32 protein-coding genes are annotated in these 21,589 nt (G+C 70.7%); 16 read left to right on the top strand and 16 right to left on the bottom strand.

The window, feature by feature from the left end:
- Positions 1 to 45: 45 nt before the first annotated feature.
- Entirely contained in the window at positions 46 to 201 is a 156-nt protein-coding gene (locus EI982_RS10210) for a hypothetical protein (RefSeq protein ID WP_157689605.1), read from the top strand.
- A 123-nt stretch (positions 202 to 324) separates the two neighbouring features.
- Here EI982_RS10210 and EI982_RS10205 read toward each other — a convergent pair whose 3' ends face one another.
- Genes EI982_RS10205 through EI982_RS18400 form a run of 3 tightly spaced genes read right to left on the bottom strand, consistent with a single transcriptional unit; the run spans position 325 to position 2,296 of the window.
- Positions 325 to 1,134: an ABC transporter permease gene (locus EI982_RS10205; RefSeq protein ID WP_157689604.1), complete on the bottom strand. Its 810-nt coding sequence runs from the start codon at positions 1,132 to 1,134 to the stop codon at positions 325 to 327.
- The gene (locus tag EI982_RS10200; protein ID WP_199243591.1) at positions 1,131 to 2,126 is read right to left on the bottom strand and encodes an ABC transporter ATP-binding protein; all 996 of its coding nucleotides are present in this window, start codon (positions 2,124 to 2,126) and stop codon (positions 1,131 to 1,133) included. The genes EI982_RS10205 and EI982_RS10200 overlap by 4 nt, the downstream gene beginning before the upstream one ends.
- Entirely contained in the window at positions 2,123 to 2,296 is a 174-nt protein-coding gene (locus EI982_RS18400) for a hypothetical protein (protein ID WP_199243590.1), read from the bottom strand. The genes EI982_RS10200 and EI982_RS18400 overlap by 4 nt, the downstream gene beginning before the upstream one ends.
- Before the next feature lie 154 nt (positions 2,297 to 2,450).
- Between EI982_RS18400 and EI982_RS10195 the strand changes: the two genes are divergently transcribed.
- Positions 2,451 to 3,224 (top strand): hypothetical protein, encoded by a 774-nt coding sequence (locus EI982_RS10195; RefSeq protein WP_157689602.1) that lies wholly within the window; start codon positions 2,451 to 2,453, stop codon positions 3,222 to 3,224.
- A 28-nt stretch (positions 3,225 to 3,252) separates the two neighbouring features.
- On the opposite strand, the gene EI982_RS10190 is transcribed toward EI982_RS10195, so the two are convergent.
- From EI982_RS10190 to EI982_RS10180, 3 genes are all read right to left on the bottom strand, one after another.
- Positions 3,253 to 3,837 carry a hypothetical protein gene (locus EI982_RS10190; protein WP_199243589.1) on the bottom strand — a complete coding sequence of 195 codons (585 nt, stop codon included), beginning with the start codon at positions 3,835 to 3,837 and terminating at the stop codon, positions 3,253 to 3,255.
- The gene (locus EI982_RS10185; protein ID WP_157689601.1) at positions 3,830 to 4,957 is read right to left on the bottom strand and encodes a DUF3179 domain-containing protein; all 1,128 of its coding nucleotides are present in this window, start codon (positions 4,955 to 4,957) and stop codon (positions 3,830 to 3,832) included. Before EI982_RS10185 ends, EI982_RS10190 begins: the two co-directional genes overlap by 8 nt.
- A gap of 111 nt (positions 4,958 to 5,068) precedes the next feature.
- The gene (locus EI982_RS10180) at positions 5,069 to 5,596 is read right to left on the bottom strand and encodes a DUF4188 domain-containing protein (RefSeq protein WP_157689600.1); all 528 of its coding nucleotides are present in this window, start codon (positions 5,594 to 5,596) and stop codon (positions 5,069 to 5,071) included.
- 93 nt (positions 5,597 to 5,689) lie between these two features.
- Between EI982_RS10180 and EI982_RS10175 the strand changes: the two genes are divergently transcribed.
- From EI982_RS10175 to hisE, 3 genes are all read left to right on the top strand, one after another.
- Complete coding sequence (locus EI982_RS10175) at positions 5,690 to 5,854, top strand: preprotein translocase subunit Sec61beta (protein WP_157689599.1); 165 nt, start codon at positions 5,690 to 5,692, stop codon at positions 5,852 to 5,854.
- Positions 5,854 to 6,459, top strand: coding sequence for a pyridoxal 5'-phosphate synthase glutaminase subunit PdxT (pdxT, locus tag EI982_RS10170; RefSeq protein WP_157689598.1), 606 nt, complete (start codon positions 5,854 to 5,856; stop codon positions 6,457 to 6,459). Before EI982_RS10175 ends, pdxT begins: the two co-directional genes overlap by 1 nt.
- Positions 6,460 to 6,528: 69 nt before the next feature.
- Positions 6,529 to 6,831, top strand: coding sequence for a phosphoribosyl-ATP diphosphatase (hisE, locus tag EI982_RS10165; RefSeq protein ID WP_157689597.1), 303 nt, complete (start codon positions 6,529 to 6,531; stop codon positions 6,829 to 6,831).
- Here hisE and npdG read toward each other — a convergent pair.
- The 5 genes from npdG to EI982_RS10140 all read right to left on the bottom strand — a co-directional run bounded on the left by npdG (position 6,828) and on the right by EI982_RS10140 (position 9,795).
- A complete protein-coding gene (npdG, locus tag EI982_RS10160) occupies positions 6,828 to 7,496 on the bottom strand; it encodes an NADPH-dependent F420 reductase (protein ID WP_157689596.1) in 669 nt (222 codons plus the stop codon). The two genes, hisE and npdG, sit on opposite strands and share 4 nt — an antisense overlap.
- 45 nt (positions 7,497 to 7,541) lie before the next feature.
- On the bottom strand, positions 7,542 to 7,715 hold the full coding sequence (locus tag EI982_RS10155) for a hypothetical protein (RefSeq protein ID WP_157689595.1): 174 nt from the start codon (positions 7,713 to 7,715) through the stop codon (positions 7,542 to 7,544).
- Positions 7,712 to 8,575, bottom strand: a complete 864-nt coding sequence (locus EI982_RS10150) for a TIGR01548 family HAD-type hydrolase (protein WP_157689594.1) — start codon at positions 8,573 to 8,575, stop codon at positions 7,712 to 7,714. Before EI982_RS10150 ends, EI982_RS10155 begins: the two co-directional genes overlap by 4 nt.
- 126 nt (positions 8,576 to 8,701) lie before the next feature.
- A complete protein-coding gene (locus tag EI982_RS10145) occupies positions 8,702 to 9,322 on the bottom strand; it encodes a beta-class carbonic anhydrase (RefSeq protein ID WP_157689593.1) in 621 nt (206 codons plus the stop codon).
- 56 nt (positions 9,323 to 9,378) lie between these two features.
- Complete coding sequence (locus EI982_RS10140; protein WP_157689592.1) at positions 9,379 to 9,795, bottom strand: UPF0146 family protein; 417 nt, start codon at positions 9,793 to 9,795, stop codon at positions 9,379 to 9,381.
- 39 nt (positions 9,796 to 9,834) lie between these two features.
- Here EI982_RS10140 and EI982_RS10135 point away from each other — a divergent pair, with 39 nt between their 5' ends.
- The gene (locus tag EI982_RS10135) at positions 9,835 to 10,356 is read left to right on the top strand and encodes an archaemetzincin family Zn-dependent metalloprotease (protein WP_157689591.1); all 522 of its coding nucleotides are present in this window, start codon (positions 9,835 to 9,837) and stop codon (positions 10,354 to 10,356) included.
- Here EI982_RS10135 and EI982_RS10130 read toward each other — a convergent pair.
- Positions 10,353 to 10,805 (bottom strand): YbhB/YbcL family Raf kinase inhibitor-like protein, encoded by a 453-nt coding sequence (locus EI982_RS10130; RefSeq protein WP_157689590.1) that lies wholly within the window; start codon positions 10,803 to 10,805, stop codon positions 10,353 to 10,355. The two genes, EI982_RS10135 and EI982_RS10130, sit on opposite strands and share 4 nt — an antisense overlap.
- Before the next feature lie 80 nt (positions 10,806 to 10,885).
- On the opposite strand from EI982_RS10130, the gene hmgA reads away from it, so the two are divergent.
- On the top strand, positions 10,886 to 12,121 hold the full coding sequence (hmgA, locus tag EI982_RS10125) for a hydroxymethylglutaryl-CoA reductase (NADPH) (protein ID WP_157689589.1): 1,236 nt from the start codon (positions 10,886 to 10,888) through the stop codon (positions 12,119 to 12,121).
- Between the two features lie 2 nt (positions 12,122 to 12,123).
- Here the strand turns inward: hmgA and EI982_RS10120 are convergent, their stop codons facing one another.
- A complete protein-coding gene (locus EI982_RS10120; protein ID WP_157689588.1) occupies positions 12,124 to 12,642 on the bottom strand; it encodes a DUF5817 domain-containing protein in 519 nt (172 codons plus the stop codon).
- Positions 12,643 to 12,697: 55 nt separating this feature from the next.
- Entirely contained in the window at positions 12,698 to 13,453 is a 756-nt protein-coding gene (locus EI982_RS10115) for a helix-turn-helix transcriptional regulator (RefSeq protein WP_157689587.1), read from the bottom strand.
- A gap of 118 nt (positions 13,454 to 13,571) precedes the next feature.
- Between EI982_RS10115 and EI982_RS10110 the strand changes: the two genes are divergently transcribed.
- Complete coding sequence (locus EI982_RS10110) at positions 13,572 to 14,468, top strand: ArsR/SmtB family transcription factor (RefSeq protein WP_157689586.1); 897 nt, start codon at positions 13,572 to 13,574, stop codon at positions 14,466 to 14,468.
- Here the strand turns inward: EI982_RS10110 and EI982_RS18395 are convergent.
- Positions 14,465 to 14,638, bottom strand: coding sequence for a hypothetical protein (locus tag EI982_RS18395; protein WP_199243588.1), 174 nt, complete (start codon positions 14,636 to 14,638; stop codon positions 14,465 to 14,467). The genes EI982_RS10110 and EI982_RS18395 overlap by 4 nt on opposite strands.
- 83 nt (positions 14,639 to 14,721) lie before the next feature.
- Between EI982_RS18395 and EI982_RS10105 the strand changes: the two genes are divergently transcribed.
- The gene (locus EI982_RS10105; RefSeq protein ID WP_157689585.1) at positions 14,722 to 15,039 is read left to right on the top strand and encodes a thiamine-binding protein; all 318 of its coding nucleotides are present in this window, start codon (positions 14,722 to 14,724) and stop codon (positions 15,037 to 15,039) included.
- 132 nt (positions 15,040 to 15,171) lie between these two features.
- Here EI982_RS10105 and EI982_RS10100 read toward each other — a convergent pair whose 3' ends face one another.
- Complete coding sequence (locus tag EI982_RS10100) at positions 15,172 to 15,435, bottom strand: hypothetical protein (protein ID WP_157689584.1); 264 nt, start codon at positions 15,433 to 15,435, stop codon at positions 15,172 to 15,174.
- On the opposite strand from EI982_RS10100, the gene mch reads away from it, so the two are divergent.
- The 7 genes from mch (at position 15,434) to EI982_RS10065 (ending at position 21,570) form a co-directional block, all read left to right on the top strand.
- Positions 15,434 to 16,366 carry a methenyltetrahydromethanopterin cyclohydrolase gene (gene mch / locus EI982_RS10095; protein WP_157689583.1) on the top strand — a complete coding sequence of 311 codons (933 nt, stop codon included), beginning with the start codon at positions 15,434 to 15,436 and terminating at the stop codon, positions 16,364 to 16,366. The genes EI982_RS10100 and mch overlap by 2 nt on opposite strands.
- Positions 16,363 to 16,857, top strand: coding sequence for a double winged helix-containing putative transcriptional regulator (locus EI982_RS10090; protein ID WP_157689582.1), 495 nt, complete (start codon positions 16,363 to 16,365; stop codon positions 16,855 to 16,857). Before mch ends, EI982_RS10090 begins: the two co-directional genes overlap by 4 nt.
- 45 nt (positions 16,858 to 16,902) lie before the next feature.
- Positions 16,903 to 17,409 carry a DUF8056 family protein gene (locus tag EI982_RS10085; RefSeq protein WP_157689581.1) on the top strand — a complete coding sequence of 169 codons (507 nt, stop codon included), beginning with the start codon at positions 16,903 to 16,905 and terminating at the stop codon, positions 17,407 to 17,409.
- A gap of 65 nt (positions 17,410 to 17,474) precedes the next feature.
- A complete protein-coding gene (locus EI982_RS10080; RefSeq protein WP_157689580.1) occupies positions 17,475 to 17,945 on the top strand; it encodes a DUF5812 family protein in 471 nt (156 codons plus the stop codon).
- A 55-nt stretch (positions 17,946 to 18,000) separates the two neighbouring features.
- Complete coding sequence (locus EI982_RS10075; protein ID WP_157689579.1) at positions 18,001 to 19,068, top strand: mechanosensitive ion channel family protein; 1,068 nt, start codon at positions 18,001 to 18,003, stop codon at positions 19,066 to 19,068.
- A gap of 67 nt (positions 19,069 to 19,135) precedes the next feature.
- Entirely contained in the window at positions 19,136 to 20,011 is an 876-nt protein-coding gene (gene secF, locus EI982_RS10070) for a protein translocase subunit SecF (protein WP_157689578.1), read from the top strand.
- Positions 20,011 to 21,570: a preprotein translocase subunit SecD gene (locus tag EI982_RS10065; RefSeq protein ID WP_157689577.1), complete on the top strand. Its 1,560-nt coding sequence runs from the start codon at positions 20,011 to 20,013 to the stop codon at positions 21,568 to 21,570. The genes secF and EI982_RS10065 overlap by 1 nt, the downstream gene beginning before the upstream one ends.
- Positions 21,571 to 21,589: the final 19 nt, after the last annotated feature.

Here is a 21,589-nt window from a genome sequence, read left to right as displayed (position 1 = left end):
TCGTTTTGTGCGTCGAACCCCGACGGTCGCGTGGGTGACGTGACCATGTGTCATCATCACGAACGAACGTCTTGGTGGACCGAACCCGAGGAGGAACGCGCGGACGCCGAGGCCGAGGCCGAGGACGACTGGATGCCCGAGGAGTTCGAGGCGGAACGCGACGTCGACGTCGAGATCCTGACCGACGGCGGCGACGAGTAGGCCTCGCGCGCCAGTCCAGCCGTTTATCGGAGCCCGTACGGATCGAACGCCGGAGGGGTGTCGGCATCGAGCGGGCAGTCGTAGGTCTCCCGGAGCTGCGTCGCGAACGCCGTCGACGCCCGCTCAGTAGTCGCCGAGGACGCCGAGGCGCCGCGCCCGCCGGGTCGTATACCGGAACACGAGGTAGCCGAGGCCGAGGTACGCGACGGCGACGCCGACGAGGATCGCGAGGTCGGCCGCCGGAAACTCCAGAAGCCGGACCCCATCGACCATCGCCCGCTGGAGGAGGGCGCTCCCGTGGACCAGCGGGAGCGCTCGCGTCCACGCCAAGTCGAACGCCGGCGCCGAGACGAGGACGATCAGGCCGAACTGCAGCAGGTTCAGCCAGTTGCCGACCCGCTTGTACAGGACGGTGACGCCCCCGGCGGCGAGGCCACACCCCAGCACCGAGACGACACCGAGCATGGCGACGACGACCACCGTCGGGACGTCGACGTGGAGCGTCGTCCCGGTCAGGAGGAGCATCACCGCCAGGACGACCGCCGAGGTGAGGAAGGTCCGGACGAGCTTCGCCACCCCCTTCAGCAGCGCCACGGGCGTGAAGCCGAACGGGGTCGTGACGTGACGTTCGAGCGTCCCCCACTGCACCTCGCTCCCGATGTCGTTCGCGATGGACGAGTAAGCGCCGACCGAGAGCGTCCAGAGGAAGTAGCCGACGACGATACCCTCGATGGAGTTCGTGAGCGCGCGGCCGGCGACCATCCGCCCGCCGTAGAACAGGACGCCGAAAAAGAAGACGGCGACGACGATGCCGCCGACGGCGTTGGCCGGATAGCGGACGAACACGAGCAGTTCCCGGTACAGCACGGCCCGCGCGAGGGCGGCGTAGCCCGCCCGGGTCGCCGCCCGTTCGTCCGACGGCGCCGTGGTCATGCTCCCGACCCCCGCTCCGCTTCGTCGACGAGGTCGAGCAACACGTCGTCGAGTCCGGGGTCGACGCTTCGAACCTCGGTCAACGGCACGTCGCGTCGCCGGAGGGCGTCCATGAGCGCGTACAGTCCCTCGGTGTCCACCGTCACCTCGATCCGGCCGTCGTCGAGACGTTCGACCCGCGTCACGGCGACTCGGTCGCCGAGGGCCCTCACGGTGTCGTCGTCGAACGCCGGACTCGCCAGCCGGAGGCGGTGGTCGTCGTCGCGGAGCAACGCGCCGGGGGCGTCGTCGGCGACGATCCGCCCGTCGGCGACGACGATCACCCGGTCGCAGACGGCCTCGACGACGTCCATGTCGTGGCTGCTGAGCAGCACCGTCAGCCCCGTCTCGGCGGCCAGCCGGCGGACTTCGGCCCGGAACGTCCGGGCGCTCGCCACGTCCAGTCCGAGCGTCGGCTCGTCGAGAAAGACCACGTCCGCGCCGCCCGCGAGGACGCTCGCCAGCGACACCTTCTGTTTCATGCCCCGCGAGAGGTTTCGCACCGGTTCGTCAGCTTTGTCGGTCAGATCCAGGCGATCGAGCAGGCGGTCGTGACGGTCCGCGACCGAGTCCGGATCCACGCCGCCGACGGTCGCGAAATAGCGGAGGTTCTCCCGCACGGTGAGCCGCCAGTAGTCGTTTCGCGCGCCCTCCAGCATCGCGTCGACGTGGGCGTACGCCGCCCGCGGCGCCTCGTGGACGTCGACGCCCATGATGCGTACCGCGCCCGTGTCCGGCAGGACCGTACCGAGGATGGACTTGATGAGCGTCGTCTTTCCCGCCCCGTTCGGCCCGAGGAGGCCGACGACCGACCCCCGTTCGACGTCGAAGGAGACCCCGTCGACGGCGGTCACCGCGTCCGGGCCGCTCCCGAACCGTTTGCGGAGGCCGTCGACGGACACGGCGGGAACGGACGGCTCCTTCCCCGTCACGCGATCACTCGGCGCACTCACCGCTCGGCGAAGTAGCTCGTAACGTACCCGGAGAGAAACGCCGAGATGCCGACGGCGAGCGCAACGTCGCGCAGTCCCCACGGGGCGTCGTCGTCGTCGGCGATCACGACCGTGGCACCGACGCTGATGAGCGTCGAGATGAGCCCGTTGATGACGTGTTTCGAGGCCATACACCCAATATCGGCCCGATGCATATGTATCGTACGACGGCGGGTCCGGTGACCGGTCCGGCCCCTCGTCCGCCCCGGCCGCGTCCGTGACCGTCACGGCCGTGGCCGGGTCCCCCGGCGACGCCCTTGTGCCCGTCCGGTCCGTACGCCCAGCATGGAGACGGACGCCGACGACCGTATCGCCGCGGGTGTCGCCGCACTGTCGGAACGGGCCGAAGAACGGGCTGGCGACGAGTTCACGCGGACAGCCTGGCTGTCCCTCGCCGATCCGCGGCCCGAATCCGGACTGAACCCCTTCGCCGCGGACGAACGGGGATGGGTCGGCGAGGGGCTCCGGTGGCTCGCCGTCTCGGCGGCCGCGTACCGCGTCGCCGGTCGCGACGCCCGCGCTTCCCGTCGCGGTGCCGAGGGCATCGCCGTCGCGCGCGACCTCCGGACCGCGCTCGACGCGCCGGCACAGCGGGCCTGCCTCGACGAGTTCGCCGCCGACTTCCGGGTCGTTGCCGGGATGGACGGCGTCGAGGACGCCTACCGCGAGGCCGAGGACGCTTACCGCGAGGCCGGTTCGGCCGTCGACGATCCACACCGGGTGGCGACGAGCCCGCTTTTCCGTGCCGCCGCCGCGCCGATCAAACAGGTTGCTCGGGGTCCCGCGAACGGCGAAATCGCGGTCGAGTGGGAGGACCTCCACGGCCCCGATCCGTCGAGTCCCGGCGAGTTCCTCGCTCGACGTGTGTCGTACAAGCGACGGCGGTTCCCGTCGTTGCTGGCACGTACCGTCGACGCCGGCCGCCTCGCCGCCCCCCGCGGCACCACCGAGTACGACAACGACACTTTCCGCTGTCCGGACTGCGACGCGACGGACGTGAACTGGTTCGCCGGCCACGTCCTCTGTCTACGGTGTTCGGCGCCGGTCGAGCGCCGCTGACCGGAGTCGACGCGGACGTAGCCGGCGTTCAGCCGTCGAACCGACGGGCCGTGAGGACGAGACTGCCGACGAGCAACAGCCCCGCGACCGGCAGCAGGAACTGGAACGCGGTCAACAGCACTCCGGACACCTGGAGGCCGAGGACGACGAGGAGGAGCGGGCCACAGCAGGCCGTCCCCGAGAGCAACGCCGGCACGCTGGCGACGACGCCCGTCGACGACCTACCCACTCCACAGGACCGTGGTCGCCGCCAGGCGACGTACGTCATCGAGAGGTTCAACCCGACCAGTCCCGCCAGCCCGAAGCCGATGACGGTGTTGAGCGAGAACAGATACGTCACCGGGCCGAGCGCGACCCGTGCGATCGGCGTGTAGGCGAACGGTCCCAGTTCCGGCTGAAAGAGCCGCTCGAGCGGTCGTTCGACGACCGACACGTCGTAGCCGCCGAGCCCGGGGGCGAGGTGGCCGATTGCCCAGAGATACCCCACCAGATACACGGCCGTGACGGCGAGAAAGACGAGTCGACCGTCGCGCCTGCGGAGCGCCCGCGCCGTCGCCGTTCGTGTCGCCGTGGCGGTAGCACCGCCCCCGACCCCGCGTCGACGATCAGGCATAGACGTTCGTGTCGGGGTAGTAGCCGGCCCACGCGAACCACATCGCGTCGAACGTGTGGACGCGTTCGAGCGGGAGTGCGTCCGGTGCGTGCCCCGTCCCGTCCGGCGCGACCACCGCCCCGTCGTCGTACTCGTAGGTCGTCCCCTCGGGGGTTCGGTAGACGTACGCCGTGTCGTAGCGGGGATCGTACACCGCGAGCACGGACGCGTCGCCGACCGACCCCGGGACGAGTTTCTCGCTCCGGATCGTCTCTTTCAGGAACGCGGCCGCCCCCGTCGCGGTTCGGGTCCCCATCACGACGGTCTTCTTGTCGAACCTGTCGTCGACGCGGAGGGGTGGAAACAGCAACCGATCGTTCTCGTAGTAGCCCCGCCGGGGATTGTAGGCGCCGTACGGGTCGCGTGCGTAGTTTTTGGCGTGTTCGTTGTCCGTCGAGAGGACCCGCGTCTCCGGGTTGTGGCGCCGCCAGCGTTCCCACGTCGTCCAGACGAGGCGGAACTCCCGGAGCGACGCGGCCGCGGGGTCCTCGTTCCACGGGCCGGGGATCGCGGTCGCGAGCATCTGTGGCCACCACGCCTCGGTCGCCCGGTCGTACATCACGAGGTTGTCGTTGATGAGTCGTCCCGAGACGCCGAAGGTCGTCTCGCCGCGTTCGAAGCCCTGTACGGTTCCGGTGAGAGGACAGTAGGTGACGCTGACGGGCGTCCCGCCGAGTTCGTCGTTGATGATTTCGTGTTGAACGAGGATCTTCTGTGGGTACGCCTTCGTCGCCCCGTCGCGAACGACGCCGAACACCGGATCGCCCGGGTCGAGAAAGTCGGCCTCGGCCGGCCCGACGAACGTCGGCCGGTCGATCGACGGGATGCCGTCCTTCGGCGGCCCGCCAGACATCGCGTTCTCCCGGAGCGCCGTCCTCGACATCGGGAGGACGAGCCGTTCGGCAGCCGTCGGCACCGTGTGGGACCCGTCCGTCCCGGCAGTGCGTCCGGCCGTCGCCGTCTCGGTCACCCCCGATCCCGCCGTCGCCGTCGGATCGGCGTCCGAGGCGCTCCCGGTACAGCCCGCTACCGCGGACACACCGACGAGCGCGAGGAACCGTCGTCGTGAACGGGTTGGCATACGTTACGTTGTGGTATCGGTGAGTTAACCGCTACTTGCTCGTGCGACCGTCACACACAGGTGGTCGCAGTCGGTCGAATACGGCGGTGATGTCCGCCGTCGATCCGGCCATCACGTCGAATCGCGCCGATCCCCGCCGGTATCGACCGGCGTCCCGTCCCCGTCGGTGCGGCCGAGCCGCCCGGAGGCCGTCTCGTGTCGTCCCGACGCGGGGACCAACTCCCCGACTGCCCCGAGGCCGGTGGGGGGCATGTTGTTGTAAACCGCCTCGTACTCCCCCTCGCGGACGAGGAACGTCTCGTGCCAGATGCCCACGTCGCCGCCCTCGCCGACCCGCCGGTTGAACGCCTTCCACGCCGGCAGGTGTTCGGCGTCCGGATCACGGGCGTAGGATTCGAGATGCTCGAAGGACTCCCAGTACTGTGTCAGTGTCTGCTCGCGGAGCCCGAGGCTCGCCTGCGTTTCGAGCAGGCCGCTCTCCGGGTCCGCTTCGAGCTCCCGCAACATCCGGGGCATGGACAGAAACACCGGCAACCACCGGTGGACCTTCCACAGCGAGTTGATCCGCATGCCGATCCGAAAGACGACGAACGTGCCGTCGACGCGGGCGGTCACGCGCTCCGGGATGACGCCAGTCATGTTCGTCGGTTGTCACGGTCTCGGCGCCCATACGTTGTGGGGACTGTCGCGGAGAGCGAAACGTTTAGGCACTCGACGTGCCGAGAGTCGGGTATGAGTGGAAGTCAGGGCGGCGGCGGACTGATGTCGAGTGCGGGGCTCGTCCGCTACTTCGACGCGGAGGACCGCAACGCCATCCGGATCGATCCCAAGACCATCGTCGCGTTCGGCGTCCTCTTCGGCGTGCTGGTGCAGGTGCTGAACGTCGTCTCGCTGTAATGGAACGCAGGATCGGCGTCGTCGCCGTCCAGGGAAACGTGAGCGAACACGTGGCGGCGATCGAACGGGCCGCGGACGCCGTCGGGACCGCCGTCTCAGTCGTGGAGATCCGCGAAGCCGGCCACGTCCCCGACTGTGACGCCCTCGCGCTCCCCGGCGGCGAGTCGACGACCATCTCCCGCCTGCTCCGTCGGGAGGGCATCGACGCCGAAATCGTCGACCACGTCGCCGCCGGCAAGCCTGTCCTCGCGACGTGTGCGGGGTTGATCGTCGCCTCGCGGGACGCCCGCGACGACCGCGTCGACACCCTCGATGTCGTCGACGCCGCCGTCGACCGCAACGCCTTCGGCCGACAGGTCGACAGCTTCGAGGCCGGCCTCGACGTCGCCGGCCTCGACGACCCGTTCCACGCCGTCTTCATCCGTGCCCCCGTCGTGAGCGAGGTGGGCCCCGACGTGGACGTGTTGGCGACGTGGGATGACCGTCCGGTGGCGATCCGGGACGGCCCCGTCGTCGCCACTTCGTTTCACCCCGAACTCACCGACGACAACCGCATCCACCGGCTCGCACTCTTCGACCCGCTCCGGGCCTCCGCGTCGGCGTAACGACAGGTCCTTGGCCCCGCCGGCCGTCCGGGCGCACATGACCTACGACCACCGTCGGGTGATCGGCGCGTGACCGAGGCCGACGAGCCCGAGGCCGTCCTCGACGCGCTCTTCGCCACCATCGAGGACCGCCGCGACCGCCTCCCCGAGGACTCCTACACGGCCTCGCTGTTCACCCACGAGAAAGGCGAGAACGCCACGCTGGAGAAGATCGGCGAGGAGACCACCGAGGTCGTCCTCGCGGCGAAGGACGGCGACGACCCGGAACTGCTCGCCGAGTCCGCCGATCTGGTCTATCACCTCCTCGTCCTGCTGGCGATGAAGGGGTTGACCGTCGACGACCTGCGGGACGAACTCGAAGACCGGTTCTAGTCGAAGCGGACCCCGAGGTCGTGCAGACCCTCGTTGTGCATGGCGACGTTGATGAGCAGCGGCGTCAGCGCCTCGATTTCGGGTGCGTTGGCGAGCCCCCCGGCGTCGAGCGGGCGGAGGCCGTCGATGCCGTCCGCGAGCAGGCGGACCGTCTCCTTGGCGTCGTCGTCGTCGGCCACGAGCAGCGTGTCGATCCCGAGGTCGGCGTCCAGGTCCGCGAGGCGGCCGGCCGCGAGGTTGTGGAAGGCGCCGACCACCGACACGCCCTCGGGGGCGGCGTCGACGGCCAACTGCGTCACGCTCCCGGCGCCGGGGCGGTGGTAGTGGAAGCCGTCCTCGTCGCGTTGCATGCCCGTCGCGGGCGTGACGAGCACGTCGCCCTCGTCGAGGCCGTCGGCGACCGCCTCGACCGTGTCGCTGACGTGGTACGCGGGGACCGCGAGGACGACGATCCGCGCCCGGTCGGCCGCCATCGCGTTCTCGAAGCCGTTCACCTTCCGGTCGACGCCACGGCTCGACAGCTCCGTCTCGTACTCCTCGGCCTTGGTCCGGGCCCGCTCGGGGTCGCGCGACCCGATGACGACTTCGTGATCGGTGTGGTAGGCCCACCGGAGCGCGAGGCCCTCCCCGATTTCGCCCGTCCCGCCGAGTATCGCGATTCGCATGGTCGGACTGCGGACGGATGCGGGGTAAGACTGTCGGGAGTGACCCTACTTTCCGCCGACGCTGACGAGGTAAGCGACGAGCAAGGCGACGACGACCCCGGGGACGACCCCGCGCAGCTGCGTGTACGGGTCGGGCGGCCCGGCCGCCGCGACGACGGCCACCACGACGGCCACGAGGGCGCCGGCGACGACGCCGAACACCACGGGATCGGGTTTCACGGTCGCTCCAGCAGTTCGGGCAGGTCGTTCACCGTCTCCACCACCGCGGCGGCGCCCGCGTCCTCGAAGGCCCGCCGGCCGGCCTCGCCCGTCAACCCGCCGGTGAGGACGCCGATCCCGTGGAACGTCCGTTCGGCGTCGGCCGCGGCCGCGTTCGTCGCGGTCCGCACGTCGTCGAGGGTGTCGCCCGCGAAGGCCACCCGCTCCGCGTCCAGGCGGTCCGCGAGCGTCGTCAGCGCCCGGGGATGCGGTTTTCCTTCGGCCCAGTCGTCCATCGTGAACCGGTGAGCGTCGGGCACCGAGAGGCCGACCCGCGAGAGGGCGATGTCGGCCTCGGCGGCCGGCCGCCCCGTCAGGACCCCGACCGCGAACCGCTCCCCGAGCGCGTCGAGGGTCGACGCCTCGACCAGCACGGGTTCGTCGTTGATGTAGCCGCGGGCCTCGAAGGGCGGGTCCCCACCCTCCAGGTCGCGGTACAGATCCGCCCCGAGGTAGAGCGCCTGGAAGGTCTCGCGCAGCCGCTCGGGATCCCAGCGGTCGAAGACCGCGTCGTCGACCGGGGCGGCCCGAACGACCGACTCGGCGGCGTCGAGTCCGCCCCCTGCGGCGGCGACGGCGTCGGTAAACGTCGCGACGTCGCCCTCGTATCCCGCCTCGCTGGCGAGGACGTAGAGCGCCGCCGCGTACGTGAGCTCCCAGTCGTTGTTGAAGCCGCCGGCGTCCTTGAACCGCTGTACTCCGGCGTCGTCGACCGTCCGTCCGTACACCCGGTCGACGGACTCGACGATGGCCCGGCGGTAGGAGTCCGCCACGTCGACGAGCACGCCGTCGATGTCGAGGACGACCGCGTCCGCGTTCATGTGTCGTGGCCGTCGCGTCGGGGCAAGTGCCTTTCCATCCCTCCCCGATCGGGGGGACCGCGTCGTCGGGGGCGCCGGTCCGCGACATCCTGGCGGTCCGACGTGTCGGGCCGAGGGATACGGCGCCTACTCGACGCGGGTGCTGATCTCCTCGGCGATCCGGCCGCCGGGGTAGCGAAGCTGGCCGCTCTCCACCTCGTAGACGTAGCCGTGGACCGTCGCGTCGACCAGCGGGTGTTCGTCGAGATAGCGCACCTGGGCGGCGCAGGCCTTATCGATATCGTCGGTCATGCGAACCCAGTCGGCGACGCCCGCGTCGCCGATGGAGAGTTCCGGGAGTGCGGGGTCGAGGTCGACGTCGTCGAGGTCGCCGCCGGCGGCGGCCTCCAGCCCCTCGACGACGGCGTCGTCCGGCGCGCTCATCATCCCGCAGTCGGTGTGGTTGACGACGATGATCTCCTCGGTGTCGAAAAACTGCGTCGTCAGCGCCGCCGACCGGATCACGTCGTCGGTCACCTTGCCCCCCGCGTTGCGGTAGATCTGGGCGTCGCCGAGCTCGATGCCGAGCGCCCCCTCGACGGGGATGCGCTCGTCCATGCAGGCGACGACGAGCAACTGCTTGTCCGTCGGAATCCCCTTCCGTCGCCGCCGCGCCCAGTCGTCGTGGGCGTCGACGGCGGCGTCGACGTACTCGTGGTGGTGCCCCGATTCGTGGTCGTGGTCGTGGTCGTGTTCGTCGCCGGACATATCCGTCCACACGGGCGCCAGCGGCTTCACCGTCGAGCCGTCGGCAACGATGCCCGCTATCTACGACGCGGCGTCGCGACGTACAGCGTCTCGCGGCCGACCCGCTCGCGCTCGACGGGGACCGTCGGCTCCTCGAAGCCGAGGGTGGTAAAGAGGCAGTCGGCGCCGGCGGCGTGGGCCACGTCGCGGACGGGGGTCTGGAGTTCCGCCGGGAGGTTGAGGCCGTAGACGGCGTCGACGCGGTAGGGGTCGCCCGGACCCTCGCCGTCGAGGGCGTCCCGGCGGGCGACCACGTCGTCGCGGACGAAGTCGACGCCGTCGGGGACGGGGGCGTCGAACACGTCCGTCGCGGTCACCGCACACCCGGCGTCGACGAGGGCGGCCGCCACCGCGGGGCGCCGACCGATCCCTACCTCGACGAGGCGGTCGTAGTCGGCGAGGCGGGCGGCGAGTTCGGCGCGCGCGGTCGTCACGTCGGGATGTTTATAGCGGGGCCGCGCTTAACGCCTTCCATGCTCGTCGACATCGTGCCGATCGGGGACGTCCCGGCACAGGTGAAACGCGAGGCCTCTGCCGGTCTGCGGGCTGTCTACGACTGCGAGGTGTCCGTTCACGACGTTCAGTCGATCCCCGACGGCGCGTTCGATCGAAGCCGGAACCAGTACCGGGCCGAGGAGTTCATCGAACTCGCCAGCCGCGTCGGCGACGGCGAGAAAAACATCGGCATCACGTCGGAGGACCTCTACTACCGCCGCCGGAACTACGTCTTCGGCCTCGCCTACCTGAACGGCAACGGGTCGGTCGTCTCCACCTACCGCCTCCAGACCTCCTCGGACGGCGGCATCACCTCCAAACCCCAGTCGGAGGTGTTCGCCGACCGCGTCCGCAAGGAGATCGTCCACGAGATCGGTCACACCGTCGGCCTGGAACACTGCGACAACGAGCGCTGCGTGATGAGCTTCTCCCCCACCGTCCGCGAGGTGGACAAGAAAGAGCAGAACCTCTGTGGCTCCTGCGACCGGACGCTGTTCTAGGGCGCGTACGTCCCCTCGTAACTCGCCTCCTCGAGGACGTGTCCCTCCATCACTCGCTCTAGGTCGTCGAGGGTCGCCCCGGCGTCCAGATCGAGCGTCGTGTCGAGCGCGAACAGCCGGAACCGGTAGGTGTGCTCGCCGTCCGGCGGGTTCGGGCCGCCGTAGCCCACCTCGCCGTAGTCGTTCTCGCCCTCGACGGCGGTGGCCGTCCCGGTCGCCCAGTCCTCGGGGATCCGCTTGCGCGTCGGGTTGACGTTCCACACCAGCCAGTGGCGCCACACCTTGCCCGCGGGTTCGAGGGCGTCCGGGTCGTCGACGACGAGGACGAGCGATTCGGCCGCCGCGGGCGTGTCGGCGATCTCCAGCGGCGGGTTGACGTTCGCCTCGGTGTAGCCGTACTCCGGGGGGATCGGTCCGCCGTCCCGGAAGGCGGGGCTCGACAGGTCCATACGGACCCCTGGGTGCCGCGGGGAGTTATCTCTGTGGGCGACCGGTAACGCTTAGGCGCGCGCGGCGTCACGACTGGGGCATGACCGACGACTCGAACGCGCCCGACGCGGACGCGGACACCCTCGTCCGCCGGGTCCGTGACGGCGACCTGCGGGTTCACGAACTCGAAGCGCACGCCGACGCCGACGTCGCGGCGACCGCGCGACGCCGTCTCGTCGAAGCCGAGGCGGGCGTCGACCTCGACGCCGTCGGCGCGTACGGCTTCCCGGCCGAGCGCGCCGACGCCAACGTCGAGAACATGATCGGCGCGGCGCGGATCCCGCTGGGCGTCGCCGGGCCCGTCGCCGTCGACGGCGGCGCCACCGAGGGCGAGCGCTACCTCCCGATGGCGACGACGGAGGGGGCCCTGATCGCCAGCGTCAACCGCGGCTGTTCGGTCCTCGACGCCGCGGGCGGCGCCACCGCCCGCGTCACCAAGTCGGGGATGACCCGCGCGCCCGTCTTCCGGGTGCGGGACGTCGCCGAGGCCGAAGCGCTCGTGGAGTGGGTACGGGACAACGAGGGTCGCCTCCGCGAGGCCGCCGAGGCGACGACGAACCACGGCGAACTCCGGGACGTGACCCCCTACGTCGTCGGCGACTCGGTGTTCCTGCGCTTCCGTTACGACACCAAGGACGCGATGGGAATGAACATGGCCACCATCGCCACCCGGGCGGCCGCCGAGGTGATCGAAGACGGGACGGCGGCGTCGCTGGTCGCGCTCTCGGGCAACCTCTGTACCGACAAGAAGCCCGCGGCGATCAACGCCGTCGAGGGGCGGGGTCGCAGCGTCACCGCCGACGTGACGCTCCCCCGCGACGTGGTCGAGGAGCGTCTCCACACCACGCCCGAGGCGGTCGCCGAGGTGAACACCCGGAAGAACCTCGTCGGGAGCGCGAAGGCCGGCGGTCTGGGCTTCAACGCCCACGTCGCCAACGTCGTCGCCGCCGTCTTCCTCGCCACCGGACAGGACGCCGCCCAGGTGGTCGAGGGGGCCAACGCCATCACGACCGCCGAGGTCCGCGAGGACGGCCTCTACGTCAGCGTCTCGCTGGCGAGCCTGGAGGTGGGAACCGTCGGCGGCGGGACGACCCTCCCGACCCAGCGCGAGGCGCTGGAACTGCTCGGCGTCGCCGGCGGCGGCGACCCCGCGGGATCGAACGCCGACGCCCTCGCGGAGTCCATCGCCGTCGGCGCGCTGGCCGGCGAACTCTCCCTGCTCGCCGCCCTCGGCTCCCGGCACCTCTCCTCGGCCCACGAGTCCCTCGGCCGGTAGGCCTACAACAGCCGGTAGGTGCCGCCCGACTCGCTGGCCTCGCCCCGGCGTACCAGCCGGTCCAGCAGATCGGACGCAGCGTCGGCGGGCACGCCGCGGTCGGCCGCGTACGCCACCACGTCGCCCTCGTCGGGGGTATCGAGGGTGCGGACGGCCTCGCGGACGATTTCCGGGCGACTCCGACTTCCGGTGTCGCCAGCGCCGGCCCGCTCGCCCGCCGCCTCGACGGCCTCGGGGTCGACCCCCGCGGCGTCCAGGTACTCCCGGTCGTCGACGACGCTCCCCGGGTCCTCGCCCGCGGCGGGCGTCGCCTCGAAGGCGTCGGCCGCGTCCGCACGCTCGGCGAGGAGCGACGCCCGGGCCTCGCGGGCCGCGTCCCGGTCCTCGGCGGTGTACAGGCGCTTCAGATCCGCGGTCCGGTGGCGCCGCCGACAGCGGGGACAGGTCGCCGTCTCGGCGGATCGGGGGTCAGCGAGCAGCCACAGGGCGCGACACTCCGAGCAACCGACCACCGCGTACATGGGCGTCGGTCGTGCGTGTCCGGTAAAGAACCCGTCGGCGTCACGGCGGGTCGCATCAGTCGAGATATCGGTCGATCGACCGCTCGGCCCAGTCGACGACGGCGTCGTCGTCGCTCTCCAGCAGGAGCCCCCGCACGCCGTCGCGGTCGGCCACGCCGACGAAGGCGTGGCCGTCGGCGACGCCGACCGCGACGGGCACCTCGTCGGCGACGTGGACGTCGACGGTGGGGGCGTCGACCAGTTCCCGGAACCGATCGCAGTACGCCCCGGAGTACGCTTCGGGCGACGGCTCGGCGTCCTCGAGGACGAGCGTCACCTCGGGTGGCGGCGACTCGGCCGTCACCCGGTCGGCCAGTTGCTCGACCGTGTCGCGGAGGAGGAAGGGCGCGGCCTCCCGGAGGGTGCTCGCCCCGGCGCGGAGTTCGAGGAGCCGGTCCACGGGGGCGGTAGGGTCCTCGTCGGGCCGGATCACGGTGGCGTCGGCCAGCGCCCCGACGTCCAGGTCGAACGCCGCGGCGGGCGCGTGTTCGAGGACCGGCCGGACGCGGCGGGCGATCCGCTCTCGCTTTCGGCACCGCTCGTACGTCGCGAGCGCCGCCGCCCCCAGGGCGGTGAGTTCGTACCCCCCGTCGACCGGCTCGACCCACCCGCGGGAATCCATCGTCCGCAGCGTCCGCTTCAGGGTCCGCCGGGACGCCGACACGTGTTCCTCGAGGCGCCGCGCGGAGAGACGGCCGGCGTCGCGGAGCGCGGTCAGCGTCGCCGGTCGCGTCTCGGATCCGAGAAGGTATTCGAGGGCCGTATCCGACATCCGTCGCTACCGTCTGTTTCGCCGGGTGCCTAAAACCCCCGGCGTGACTCACCAAGGCCGCGGCCGAGGACCCCCGTCGGCCAAGCGTATATGTACGCGTACCCCCCACGTGGGGACGGTGACGGAGGACACCGAGAGTCTGCGCCCGGACGACGCGTTCACGTTGCTGGCCGACCGGACGCGGATCAAGATCATCAGAGCGCTCGGCGACGCCTCGACCCCCGGCGTGCCGGAGACGCTGCCGTTCTCGGAGCTGCGACGCCGGGCCGACATCTCCGGGAGCGGCCGGTTCAACTACCACCTGAAGCAGCTCCTCGGCCAGTTCGTCGAGGAGACGGCGGACGGCTACCGGCTCAGCTATCCCGGCGTACGGGTGTATCAGGCGATGAAGGCCGGCACCTTCACCGAGCGGGTGCGGATCGACCCCTTCGAACTCGACGCGGCCTGTCACGTCTGTGGCGCGACGCAGGTGGCCGACTACCGGGACAGCATGTTCCGGATCCGGTGTCGCGACGACGACTGTGGGGCGGTGTTCTACAAGTACTTCTGTCCGCCGAGTAGCCTGACCGAACGGGAACGCGAGGGCGTCCTCCGGGCGGTCAACGAGCGCATCCAGCGCGAAATCGCATCGATGGCGAACGGGGTCTGTCCCTGGTGTTGCGGGCGCATGGCGTCTCGCGTCCTGCCCCCGGACGCGGAGATGCCCCAGCGGGAGAACCCGGCCATCGAGCATCGGGTCCTCCACACCTGCGACACCTGCGACGGCGCCCTCTATACGCGGCTCGGAGGGTTGGTGGTCACCCACCCCGCCGTCGTCTCCTTCTTCTACGATCACGCTATCGACGTGACGCGACGCCACGTCTGGTCGCTCCCCTTCGCGGCCTCCGACGAGCGGACGACGGTCACGGGGACCGATCCGTGGCGCGCGACGGTGCGGGTGGGGTGTGCGGGCGATACGCTCCGTCTCCGCATCGACGAGGGGCCCTCCGTCGTCGAGGCGACGCGCGTTGACTAGTCGATCCGGCAGGTCGCCCCCTCGGCCAACCCCTCGGTGTCGACGTGAGCCGCGAGACAGCCGTAGTTGCAGAACTGGCCGGCCGGGACGCGGTCCCCGTCCTCGACCGTCTCGACGTACACCGGGTCGTGGGCGGTCACGTCGCAGCCACAGTAGGTGCAGGCGGTCACGGGCGTGGTGTGGGGCGGCACGTACCTAACGGTTCGGACGTGCGGGCGGAACGCCCATTCTCCTGGCCGCCGTACCGACCCCCATGACCGTCGTCGCACTCCTGAGCGTCGCACCGGTGACGGAGGGGAGCATGGCCGCTGACGTCGCCGACGCGGTGGCCGCACTGGACGACTTCGACGTGGACTACGAGACGAACCCGATGGGGACGGTGATCGAAGCGGACTCCGTCGCGGAACTGTTCGACGCCTGCGAGGCCGCCCACCGCGCGGTCGAGAGCGACCGGGTGAGTACGGTCCTGAAGATCGACGACAAGCGGGCGAGCGACGCGTCGGCCGCGGCGAAAGTCGAGGCCGTCGAGGCGGCGCTGGGGCGGCCGGCCCGGGGGGACGCCGATCAGTGAGCGAGGAAGCCGGCCTGCCCGCCGAAGGCGAGATACAGCGAGAGGATCGTCACGGGGACGGCGATCACCATCTCCGCGTAGAGGATCACCGTCCCCCACCGGTATCAGCCGTCGCGTTCGGGGTCGCCTCGCTCATCGGTCGTCACCTCCCGCGGATGTCGTGGCGTCGCCGCCCAGCCACCGTCGGGCGGAGCAGAGACCGTGTTCGCGCGGGTCGGCCTCGTATCGCACCGCCCAGACGTAAAAGAGCACGAGGGGGACGAAGCAGACGAGCGCGACGACCGCATCGCCCATGTGGACGTTGGCGACGTAGCCGTAGACGAGCGGGTAGACGATGCCGCCGCGCCGACCGGCACCGACAACCCATTTAACCGAAAGCGCCCAAGCCGCTCGCATGGAGAGTCTCAATCGGATGGCCGTCGAACTCGTCGACGAAGCTATCGACTTCGCCGGCGAGCTCAACGTCGACGTGATCGAACTCGACTCGGGGGCGACCGTCCTCGATTTCGGCGTGGAGGCCGCGGGCGGCCTCGAGGCCGGGCTGTTGCTCGCGGAGATTCAGACCGCGGGGCTGGCGACCATCCAGACCCGCATGGACGGGGTGGCGGGGACGCCGTTCCCACACGTCGAGGTGACGACCGACAAGCCGGCGCTCGCCCTGCTCTGTTCGCAGAAGGCGGGGTGGGAGCTCGTCACCGAGGCGTTCGACGGGCTCGGCTCGGGGCCGGCCCGGGCGCTCGTCGGCGAGGAGGCCGAGTTCGAGGTCGTTGGCTACTACGACGAGTTCGACCTCACGGTCCTGACCGTCGAGGCGGCGACGCTGCCGGGCGACGACGTGGCCGAACAGGTGGCCGAGCGCACCGGCGTCTCGCCGAGCAGCGTCTTCCTGCCCGCCTACCCGACGGGGTCGATGGTCGGGAGCGTCAGCGCCGCGGCCCGTGCCCCCGAACTCGCGCTCTTTCGCCTGTTCGAACTCGGCTACGACCCGGTCGACGTGGTGTCGGCGGCCGGCAGCGCGCCCGTCGCCCCCGTCAGCCACGACGAGGGCGTCGCGATGGGACGGACGAACGACGCGCTGGCCTACGGCGGGCAGGTGTACCTGCAGGTGCGCGAGGACTTCGACCGGTTCGACGAGGTGCCCTCGACGGCCGCCGCGGAGTACGACACCCCCTTCGAACAGGTGTTCGAGGACGCCGGCTGGGACTTCTACGAGGTGCCCGAATCCGTCTTCGCCCCCGCGCAGGTGACCGTCGACGTCGTCGACGGCCCCACCTACGCGCTGGGCGGGACGAACCACGACCTACTGGCCGAGTCGTTCGGACTGTGAAGCTCAAACCCGTCCCCGAACCTCCCGCCGAGTTCGCGTTCGTCGAGCGCGCCCAGCGGGCGGTCCCCCTGGTTCCGGGCGACGAGGACGACTGCTGTGCCCGCCTGCTGCGTCGGCTCGACCTCCCGAGCCGCGACGTGGCACGGACCTGGCTCACCTTCCTCCGCGCTCTGGAACTCGCCGAGGAGACGCCGTCGGGGTTCCGGCGAACGGACGTCGAGCCGACGGTCGACGGCTGTCGAGCGGCGCTGCTCGACCGGGTGTTCGCCGCCGCGGCCGTCCGGGACGCACTCGACCCCGCGGAGCCGCGGACGGCCGACGACGTCTTCGCGGCCGTCCGCGAGACGGTGCCCGGCTGGGAGCGACACAAGCACGCCTCGCGGTGGGAGTCGGTCTGGCGCGACCGGACCGCGGACCTGCTGGGGTGGCTGACGCTGCTTTCGGCCGCCGGCCGTGTCGACGACGACCCGCCACGGTACGTGCGTCGCTGACCGAAATCCGGGCCCGTTAACTCGCCGCGACGACTACCGCCGCCGATGACCGAGGACTACGGCGGCCTCGTCGGTGCCTTCCCCTACGCCTTCCGGGCGAGCGACTCGCGGCTGTTCCGGTCGTACGTCGTGGTCGGGACGGTGGCGACGGCGGCCGTGAGCCTGCTTTTCGTCACCGCGCTCGTCGGCGTCATCGCGGCCACCTCCGGCGGCCGGGGCGGGAGCCTGACGCTCTCGCGCTCGTTTTTCGCCGTCGTGGGGCTGTTCGTGGTCGTCCCGCTCGTCGCCCCCGTCCTGCTGGTGGCGCGACGACACCGGCGGACGGGGAGCACGGACCGCTACGACGCCGCGCTGGCGACGACCGGCTACCTGTTCCTCCTGTCGCTGTACGTGGGGCTCGTGATCTCGGTGCCCCCGAGCCAGCAGACGACGCCCGCCGGTCCGCTGGCGCCCGTCGTCGCCGCGCTGTACGCCCTCCCGCAGTACGCCGGCGTCGTCCCGCCGCTCGTCGCCGCGGCGCTCGTCGGCCTCTGTCACCGACTGTTTCGGTGACGCCGCTCGCCGTCCCCTCGCCCCGTGACGAAACGCCGAAACCCGTCGACCACTTACGGTCCCGCATGACCGACGAGAAGACGGGCACGTTCCTCGTGACGGCCGCCGACGAGGGGAGCGCGGTCCTCACCGACGTCGACGACGGCCAGGTGCACACGCTCGCGACGAACCCCGACGTGACGGTCGGGGAGGCGATCGAGGGTCGCCTCGCGCCGGAGCCACCCCTCGACGTCGCGTGGCGCCTCGCGGCCGTCGACGACCGGTGGACGATCAGCGTCGAGGAGAGTTCGGAGGCGCCGACGACCCTCGCCCGCGAGGTCGCAGCCGAGCAGGCGGTCGGCGAACTCACCCGGCGCGAGCGCGCGGGGACCGGCGAACTCCACGTCCTCACGGTGCCGGAGGCGGAGACGGCCGCCGCCGTCGCCGACGTGCTGGACGACGAGGAGGGCGTCCGGGCGCGGGCGGCCCGCCTCGGCGTCGCGCGCGTGGTCGTCCGTTCGGAACCCGGCGTGGTGAGCGTCCGCTACCTGCCGTAGCGCCCGGCCGGTGGCGACACCAGAGTTATACGATCACGGACTGTCCGGACAGTAAATGTCAGTCGCGTCGGTGTTCTCCGAGACCTACTTCGGGAGCTCCCTCCCGCAGTATCTCCTCTTTTTCACCGTCGTCGGCCTCGGCGCCGTGGTCGGGCGGGCGCTGAGTTACCTGTACCGGCGCCGGCTGAAAAAGCGGGCCGCGGCGACCCGGACGAAGATCGACGACCTCCTCCTCCGCTCGGTGGGCCGGCCGGTGGTGTTGCTCGGGGTGATCGGCGGCGTCGCCCTCGGCCGGGAGGTACTCACGCCCGTCGAGCCCCTGCGATCGGTCCTGAACGCCTCCATCCGGATTCCGGTCGTCGTCGCCCTCGCCTGGATCGCCGTCCGCCTGACCGACGGCTTCATCGGGACCTACGTGGAGGCGTACACGGACCGGACCGAGTCGAAACTCGACGACGAACTCGTCCCCATCGCCGGCCGGATCACCAACATCGCCATCGTCACCACCGCCGGCATCGTCGTCCTCGACTCCGTGGGCTACGACGTGACCGCGGTCATCGCCTCGCTGGGCATCGGGGGCGTGGCCGTCGCCTTCGCCTCCCGCAAGACCATGGCCGACGTCTTCGGCGGCGCACACATCCTCGCGACGAAGCCCTTCGTCGTCGGCGACACGGTCGACATCGACGGCACGGCGGGGACGGTCGAGGAGGTCGGCCTCCGGACGACCCGGCTGCGCGATTTCGACGGCCGGGTCGTGACCCTCCCGAACGCCGCCATCGCCGGCGCCGAGATTACGAACCTCACCTCGGAGCCGACCAGACGGATCAAGACGTTCGTCGGCCTCCCCTACACGACGACGCCGGCGGAGATGGCGGCGGCGCTCGACCTGGCCGCGGAGACGGCCGCGGCCGTCGACGGCGTCGACGCGGAGCGGACCGGCGCGTGGTTCTGGGACTACGGCGACGCCGCACTACGGATCAGGCTCGAATACCACATCGAGGCGCTCGACCGGTGGAAGGCGGTGCGGGACCGCGTGAACCGCGACATCCAGGCGGCCTTCGCCGACGCCGGTGTCGAGTTGACGGCGCCGGTCGGACGGGTCCGCATCGGCGGGGAGTCCTGACCGCCGTGCCGGCCGAATCCGGGTCGACATAAGAAGGCTTAGTAGGCGTCGGGGTGGACCGGCGAGCATGGTAGCGTTCGAAGTACCGGAAATCGACTACACCCGGTACACGAATCGCCAGCTTGCGGCCGTGCCGCTCGCCGTCCTCGCCGTCGCGCTCCTGATCGTCGGCGGCTGGTACGTCGCGACCGGCGCGCCGGTCGACCCCGGACTCGACTTCACCGGTGGCGCCGAGCTTCGAGTCACCGTCGATGCGCCGGACGGTCAGGCACGCGAACAGATCCAGCAGACGTTCGATCCGACCCCGGCGACGATCCGGCAGGTGGGCAGCTCGGATACGTACATCCTGACGTTCCAGACCGAGGACGTCGGCATCTCGGCGCTCGAGGAGCAAGCCAGGGCCGCCGGGTTCGAGGTGGAGTCGAGTTACTCCGTCTCCGCGAGCTTCGGGTCGCGCACCCAGGGGCTCGCTCTCGGGGGCGTCGCCTTCGCCTTCCTCGGGATGAGCGCCCTCGTCTTTCTGATGTTCCGAACGTTCGTCCCCTCCATCGCCGTCGTGGTCTCCGCGTTCTCGGACATCGTCATCCCCGTGGCGCTGATGAACCTCCTCGGGATCGAACTCACGCTCGGGACCGTCGCCGCCCTCCTGATGATCATCGGGTACAGCGTCGACTCCGACATCCTGCTCAACAACCACATCCTCAGACGCTCGGGCGACTTCTACGAGTCGACCCACCGCGCGATGCGGACCGGCGTGACCATGACGCTCACCTCGCTGTCGGCGATGATCGTCATGACCGTCGTGGCGACGCTGTTCGGCATCCAACTGCTCGCGGCCATCGGGACGGTGCTCGTGCTCGGCCTCGCCACCGACCTCATGAACACCTACATGCTCAACCTCAGTCTCCTGCGCTGGTACAAGTTCGAGGGGGTGGCGAACTGATGGGGACGATCCGTGACAACTGGCGGATCATCCTGCTGGTGCTCGTGCTCGTCGCGAGCGTCTTCGCCCTCTTCTCGCCGACCGTCGGCGGCGACGACGCCGCCGCCCCGGGAACCGCCAGCACCGGCGTCACCAACCTCCAGTACGGCCTCCAGCTGTCGGGCGGGACCCGGATCCGCGCACCGCTGGTCGGCGTCACCGCCGAGGGGGTCGAGTTCGGCGACACGGAGCCGCCACAGGTCGAACGCGACGTCGCGTCCGAACTGGAGAACGCTACCGTCGCCGACGTCATCGTCCGGGAGGAATCCCGGACGAGCGGCACCGTCGAGGTGACCGCCGACGGCGTCACGCCGGCCCAACTCGGGACCGCCCTCGACGGCGCGGGCTACTCCTACGAGACGACCCGCGACGGCGTCACCGAGGACACCCGCACCCAGACGGTCGACGTCCTCTCGAACAAGATCAACGAGGCGGGGCTCTCCGGCGGGACGGTCCAGCAGATCACCACGCCCACCGGCGAGAACTTCGTCCTCGTCGAGGTGCCCGACGAGAACCGCCAGGAGGTCGTCGATCTGGTGAACGACCGCGGGAGCGTCCGCGTCGACGCCTACCACGCCACCGACGACGGCTCCTACGAGCAGACGACGGTGCTCGAACGCGACGACTTCCAGAGCATCGGGACCGCCGAACAGGGCGGCGAGGGCCAGCAACCGCGCGTTCCGGTCGTCGTGCGCGAGGACGTGGCGCCGACGTTCCAGGAGCGGATGATCCAGACCGGCGTCGCCCAGCCCGGCGGCTCCCAGTGTCGCTACGGGGCGTCCCCCAACAGCACCGATCCGTGCCTGCTCCTGATCGTCGACGGAGAGGTCGTCAACTCCTTCGGCATGAGTCCGGGGCTGGCGAGCGGGATGCAGTCCGGTGACTGGGCCCAGGACCCCCGCTTCGTCCTCCAGACCCGGAACTTCAGCGGCGCCCAGGGCGTCGCGATCAACCTGCGTGCCGGCGCCCTGCCCGCCGCGCTCGACATCGGGCCGGACGGCGAGGGGACCTCCTCGTTCATCGCTCCGAGTCAGGGCCAGCAGTTCCGCACCGACTCCCTGCTGACGGGGATCATCGCCGTCTTCGCCGTCGCGGGCGTCGTCTTCCTGCGCTACGGCGAGGTGGAGGTCGCCCTGCCGATGATCGTCACCGCACTCTCGGAGGTGGTGATCCTGCTCGGCTTCGCGGCCGGCATCGGCTACCCGCTCGACCTCTCGGTGATCGCCGGGTTCATCGCCGTCATCGGGACGGGGGTGGACGACCTCATCATCATCGCCGACGAGGTGATGGCGGAGGGCGACGTGAACAGTCGCCGCGTCTTCCAGTCGCGCTTCCGCAAGGCCTTCTGGGTCATCGGCGCCGCCGCCGCGACGACCATCATCGCCATGAGCCCGCTCGCCGTCCTCTCGCTCGGCGACCTCCAGGGCTTCGCCATCTTCACCATCCTCGGTGTCATCGTGGGCGTCCTGCTCACGCGGCCCGCCTACGGCGACATCCTGCGGACGCTGCTGACGCGGTAGGCCGCCGCGCCTTTCGGAC

Source organism: Haloplanus salinarum (assembly GCF_009762275.1).
In the GTDB taxonomy this organism is placed as follows: Archaea; Halobacteriota; Halobacteria; order Halobacteriales; family Haloferacaceae; genus Haloplanus; species Haloplanus salinarum.
This window is presented reverse-complemented; position numbering and strand designations above follow the sequence as displayed.

Bases quoted from the DNA above. Each gene is read 5' to 3' on its own strand.
- EI982_RS10210 (WP_157689605.1), top strand. From the start codon at position 46: ATGTGTCATCATCACGAACGAACGTCTTGGTGGACCGAACCCGAGGAG.
- EI982_RS10205 (WP_157689604.1), bottom strand. From the start codon at position 1,134: ATGACCACGGCGCCGTCGGACGAACGGGCGGCGACCCGGGCGGGCTAC.
- EI982_RS18400 (WP_199243590.1), bottom strand. From the start codon at position 2,296: ATGGCCTCGAAACACGTCATCAACGGGCTCATCTCGACGCTCATCAGC.
- EI982_RS10195 (WP_157689602.1), top strand. From the start codon at position 2,451: ATGGAGACGGACGCCGACGACCGTATCGCCGCGGGTGTCGCCGCACTG.
- EI982_RS10190 (WP_199243589.1), bottom strand. From the start codon at position 3,837: ATGCCTGATCGTCGACGCGGGGTCGGGGGCGGTGCTACCGCCACGGCG.
- EI982_RS10185 (WP_157689601.1), bottom strand. From the start codon at position 4,957: ATGCCAACCCGTTCACGACGACGGTTCCTCGCGCTCGTCGGTGTGTCC.
- EI982_RS10180 (WP_157689600.1), bottom strand. From the start codon at position 5,596: ATGACTGGCGTCATCCCGGAGCGCGTGACCGCCCGCGTCGACGGCACG.
- EI982_RS10175 (WP_157689599.1), top strand. From the start codon at position 5,690: ATGAGTGGAAGTCAGGGCGGCGGCGGACTGATGTCGAGTGCGGGGCTC.
- pdxT (WP_157689598.1), top strand. From the start codon at position 5,854: ATGGAACGCAGGATCGGCGTCGTCGCCGTCCAGGGAAACGTGAGCGAA.
- npdG (WP_157689596.1), bottom strand. From the start codon at position 7,496: ATGCGAATCGCGATACTCGGCGGGACGGGCGAAATCGGGGAGGGCCTC.
- EI982_RS10150 (WP_157689594.1), bottom strand. From the start codon at position 8,575: ATGAACGCGGACGCGGTCGTCCTCGACATCGACGGCGTGCTCGTCGAC.
- EI982_RS10145 (WP_157689593.1), bottom strand. From the start codon at position 9,322: ATGTCCGGCGACGAACACGACCACGACCACGACCACGAATCGGGGCAC.
- EI982_RS10135 (WP_157689591.1), top strand. From the start codon at position 9,835: ATGCTCGTCGACATCGTGCCGATCGGGGACGTCCCGGCACAGGTGAAA.
- EI982_RS10130 (WP_157689590.1), bottom strand. From the start codon at position 10,805: ATGGACCTGTCGAGCCCCGCCTTCCGGGACGGCGGACCGATCCCCCCG.
- hmgA (WP_157689589.1), top strand. From the start codon at position 10,886: ATGACCGACGACTCGAACGCGCCCGACGCGGACGCGGACACCCTCGTC.
- EI982_RS10120 (WP_157689588.1), bottom strand. From the start codon at position 12,642: ATGTACGCGGTGGTCGGTTGCTCGGAGTGTCGCGCCCTGTGGCTGCTC.
- EI982_RS10115 (WP_157689587.1), bottom strand. From the start codon at position 13,453: ATGTCGGATACGGCCCTCGAATACCTTCTCGGATCCGAGACGCGACCG.
- EI982_RS10105 (WP_157689585.1), top strand. From the start codon at position 14,722: ATGACCGTCGTCGCACTCCTGAGCGTCGCACCGGTGACGGAGGGGAGC.
- mch (WP_157689583.1), top strand. From the start codon at position 15,434: ATGGAGAGTCTCAATCGGATGGCCGTCGAACTCGTCGACGAAGCTATC.
- EI982_RS10100 (WP_157689584.1), bottom strand. From the start codon at position 15,435: ATGCGAGCGGCTTGGGCGCTTTCGGTTAAATGGGTTGTCGGTGCCGGT.
- EI982_RS10085 (WP_157689581.1), top strand. From the start codon at position 16,903: ATGACCGAGGACTACGGCGGCCTCGTCGGTGCCTTCCCCTACGCCTTC.
- EI982_RS10080 (WP_157689580.1), top strand. From the start codon at position 17,475: ATGACCGACGAGAAGACGGGCACGTTCCTCGTGACGGCCGCCGACGAG.
- EI982_RS10075 (WP_157689579.1), top strand. From the start codon at position 18,001: ATGTCAGTCGCGTCGGTGTTCTCCGAGACCTACTTCGGGAGCTCCCTC.
- secF (WP_157689578.1), top strand. From the start codon at position 19,136: ATGGTAGCGTTCGAAGTACCGGAAATCGACTACACCCGGTACACGAAT.
- EI982_RS10065 (WP_157689577.1), top strand. From the start codon at position 20,011: ATGGGGACGATCCGTGACAACTGGCGGATCATCCTGCTGGTGCTCGTG.